At 50.3% G+C, this 2910-nt stretch carries 4 protein-coding genes; all 4 read left to right on the top strand.

The window, feature by feature from the left end; translation table 11 throughout:
* A partial coding sequence (locus Q0236_RS11605) for an iron ABC transporter permease (protein ID WP_297918184.1) occupies positions 1–667 on the top strand: 667 nt, incomplete at its 5' end.
* Positions 667–1413 carry an ABC transporter ATP-binding protein gene (locus Q0236_RS11600; protein WP_297918182.1) on the top strand — a complete coding sequence of 249 codons (747 nt, stop codon included), beginning with the start codon at positions 667–669 and terminating at the stop codon, positions 1411–1413. The genes Q0236_RS11605 and Q0236_RS11600, both read left to right, overlap by 1 nt.
* A 179-nt stretch (positions 1414–1592) precedes the next feature.
* On the top strand, positions 1593–2276 hold the full coding sequence (locus Q0236_RS11595; protein WP_297918179.1) for a hypothetical protein: 684 nt from the start codon (positions 1593–1595) through the stop codon (positions 2274–2276).
* On the top strand, positions 2269–2793 hold the full coding sequence (locus Q0236_RS11590; protein ID WP_297918176.1) for a hypothetical protein: 525 nt from the start codon (positions 2269–2271) through the stop codon (positions 2791–2793). Before Q0236_RS11595 ends, Q0236_RS11590 begins: the two co-directional genes overlap by 8 nt.
* Positions 2794–2910 lie beyond the last annotated feature (117 nt).

Here is a 2910-nt window from a genome sequence, read left to right as displayed (position 1 = left end):
ATTTAACGAATATCTCATCCAGCTTAGCACCTTTGGTTTCGGCTTTCTTGCCGTGGCAGTGGCGCTTGGCGTCTCGGCGCTGTATTCGCGCAGCGGTAGCGTCATCGTGCTGGTTCTTGGCGGCGTCATCAGCGGCTCGCTCTTTACCTCGCTACTCTCGGTGCTAAAATACGCCGCAGACCCAAACGACGCGCTTCCTGCGATTACCTATTTTTTGATGGGAAGCCTGGGCTTTGCGTCCAAAAGCTTTATTCAAATTTCGATCCTGCCGATGTGCGCGGGTATTTTGCTGCTGGCGCTTAGCGGCAAATACCTAAACGCGCTAAGCCTTGGCGAAGAGGAGGCAAAGAGCCTGGGCGTAAATACGACTCGGGTTAAAATTTTCATCATCCTTGTTGCGACCTTCGTTAGCGCGCTTAGCGTGACGATCGCGGGCATCATCGGTTGGATCGGACTTATCGTGCCGCACATCGCGCGCTTTATCTTCGGCGCCGACAACCGCACGGTGCTAGCTAGCTCGGCGATGATCGGCGCGATATTTCTGCTCTTTTGCGACAGCTTCTCGCGGCTCATTTTTACCTTTGAGATCCCCATCGGCATCGTCACCTCGCTATTTGGCATCCCGATGTTTATCATCGTGCTGCGCCGCGCCAAGAGGAGCTTTTGATGCGAGAAAATTTGATAGAAGTGCGAAATTTGCGCTTTGCTTACCAGGTCAAGCCCGTGCTAAAGGGCATCAGCTTTGACATCGCGACGGGCGATACGCTAAGCATCCTAGGCGCCAACGGCAGCGGCAAAAGCACCCTGCTTCGCATAATGCTCGGGTTTTTAAAATTTGAAGGCGAGGTGCTAATCGGTGGCAAAAGCGTGCGCGACTACGGCAAAAAGGGGCTCGCTTCACTCGTCGCCTACGTGCCGCAGACGCACGCGCCGTCGTACGACTACAGCGTCTTTGACGTCGCTCTGATGGGTGCGCTATGCAGGACGCCGCTGTTTTCTAGCTTTAGCGCGGCGGATAAAAAGCTAGCCGAACAGGCGCTGGAAAAGATGGGTATCGCGCATCTAAAAAACGCGCCCTACACAAAGGTTAGCGGCGGCGAGCGGCAGCTAGCGTATATCGCGCGCACGCTGGTTCAGGGCGCGAAAGTGATCTTTATGGACGAGCCGACAAATGGGCTAGATTTTGGCAATCAAATCAAGCTACTCGAGATGATAAAAGCGCTGGGGGATGAGGGCTATACCTTCGTGCAGACGACGCACTACCCGCGCCACGCGAAGTTCGTTTCAAATTTGACGCTGTTTATAAAAGACGGCGAAATTTTAGCCTTAGGGCGCAGCGAGCAGCTCATAAATGCCGAAAATATCGATAAAATTTACGGCATAAACTACGAAAGATACGAGGATAGATTATAAATTTTACGAGCGCGTAGCGCCGTTAAATTTAGCCGAATTGGGGTAAAATTGCGCACATAGAAGAACTTTTCGGCGGCAAACGGCGCGCATTATAAAATGCCGTGTGGGTCGCGACTTCGGCAATGTAAGCAGCAAACCGAATTGCTAGCGAACAAAACGATAAATTTAAAAGGAAAATCATGACTCCGCGGGAGATATTTTTAAACGGCTGCAATGAGATCGCGGCAAATTTTACGTACTTCAAGCCCACGCAAAAGGGACAAAAACTAACGAAGCTCGCAAGCGACAAAGATATTTCGTTTGAAATTTATTTCAGCTCCAGTATGCGTAACTACGCCGGCAGCGTAAGCATCCTACCGCAGGTCGCGATCTACTGTAAGCGCCTAAAAAAGCTGATGCAAGAGGAGCTACCCTACTCGACCGACCTTGTTTTCGTATCGCACCTGGGCTATCTCACGCCGCGCAGGCAGTTTCGCGACTGGCAGCTCGCAGGTGCCAGCTTCGAGCCCAGCGTTCGCGAGATTAGCGCAGCTATCAAGGACTACGCGCTGCCTATTTTTGAGCTTTTTGAGGATAAACAAAAGGCGGTGGAGTTTATGATGCAGCGCGGGGCTAAATTTAACAAAAATCTAAGCGCCTTCGATCTGCGCCCGATCTACTTTGTATATTATTTCGGCGGCAAGGACGCGGCGGAGGCGTTTTTCAACGTCTGCCTAAGCGATTGCACCTACAAAGGGCGATTTTATAAGCTTTACGAGGAGCTTGCAAACGGCGCGGAGACGGATTTTAGCAAGAGTTCGTTTATGGGCGATACGGAGGCGAAATTTGTATTTGTAAAAGGACTTAAAATTTTAAATGGCTGAAGCTTTAATTCAAATTTTAATCGTAATTTTTAGCGTTTTACTTCTGGGCGGGATTATTTGGACGCTCATTCGTCGTAACCCTCGCAGGCTTAGCCAGCGCCAGCTTGCCGCGATAGATGGGATAAGCGAGGTAAAAAGGCTTTCCGTGAGGCCGTTTTTGTTCTGGCTGGAGCGGTTTTTTATCTCGTGCGAGAGCCTTTGGTTTGATCAGGATTTTATCTACGTTTTTGATGGACAGAAGCTCGCGGCGAGGTATAAATTTGAGCAAATTTTAGAGCTTGAAGTTACAAAAATACGGATAAATCATGCTAGGATTTGGCGGATCCGCTTTGCGAGCGGCGCGAGCGAGCTTGAACGCGGCAGCGCGAACAAGCCCGAGCAAGACGGTGCGAGCGAATATAAATTTGTGCCCGCCGCTTCGATTTTTACGCCGAACTTTAAAGAATTTTTGCAAATTTTACGCGAGAAAAACCGAGGAGCGATCAAGACGGAGCCAAGATTTTGGGAGACCGTTTAGCGCGGCAGAATTTTACAAAGCGATTTGCAAAAAATAGAAAAGGCGCGGAGCCTTCGAGCGCGATCGCCGTAAAGGGCAGCAAAAGCTACGCGCAAAACCGCAAGAGGCGATAAATAG

The sequence above is a fragment of the uncultured Campylobacter sp. genome, from assembly GCF_938031315.1.
Lineage (GTDB): Bacteria > Campylobacterota > Campylobacteria > Campylobacterales > Campylobacteraceae > Campylobacter_B.
This window is presented reverse-complemented; position numbering and strand designations above follow the sequence as displayed.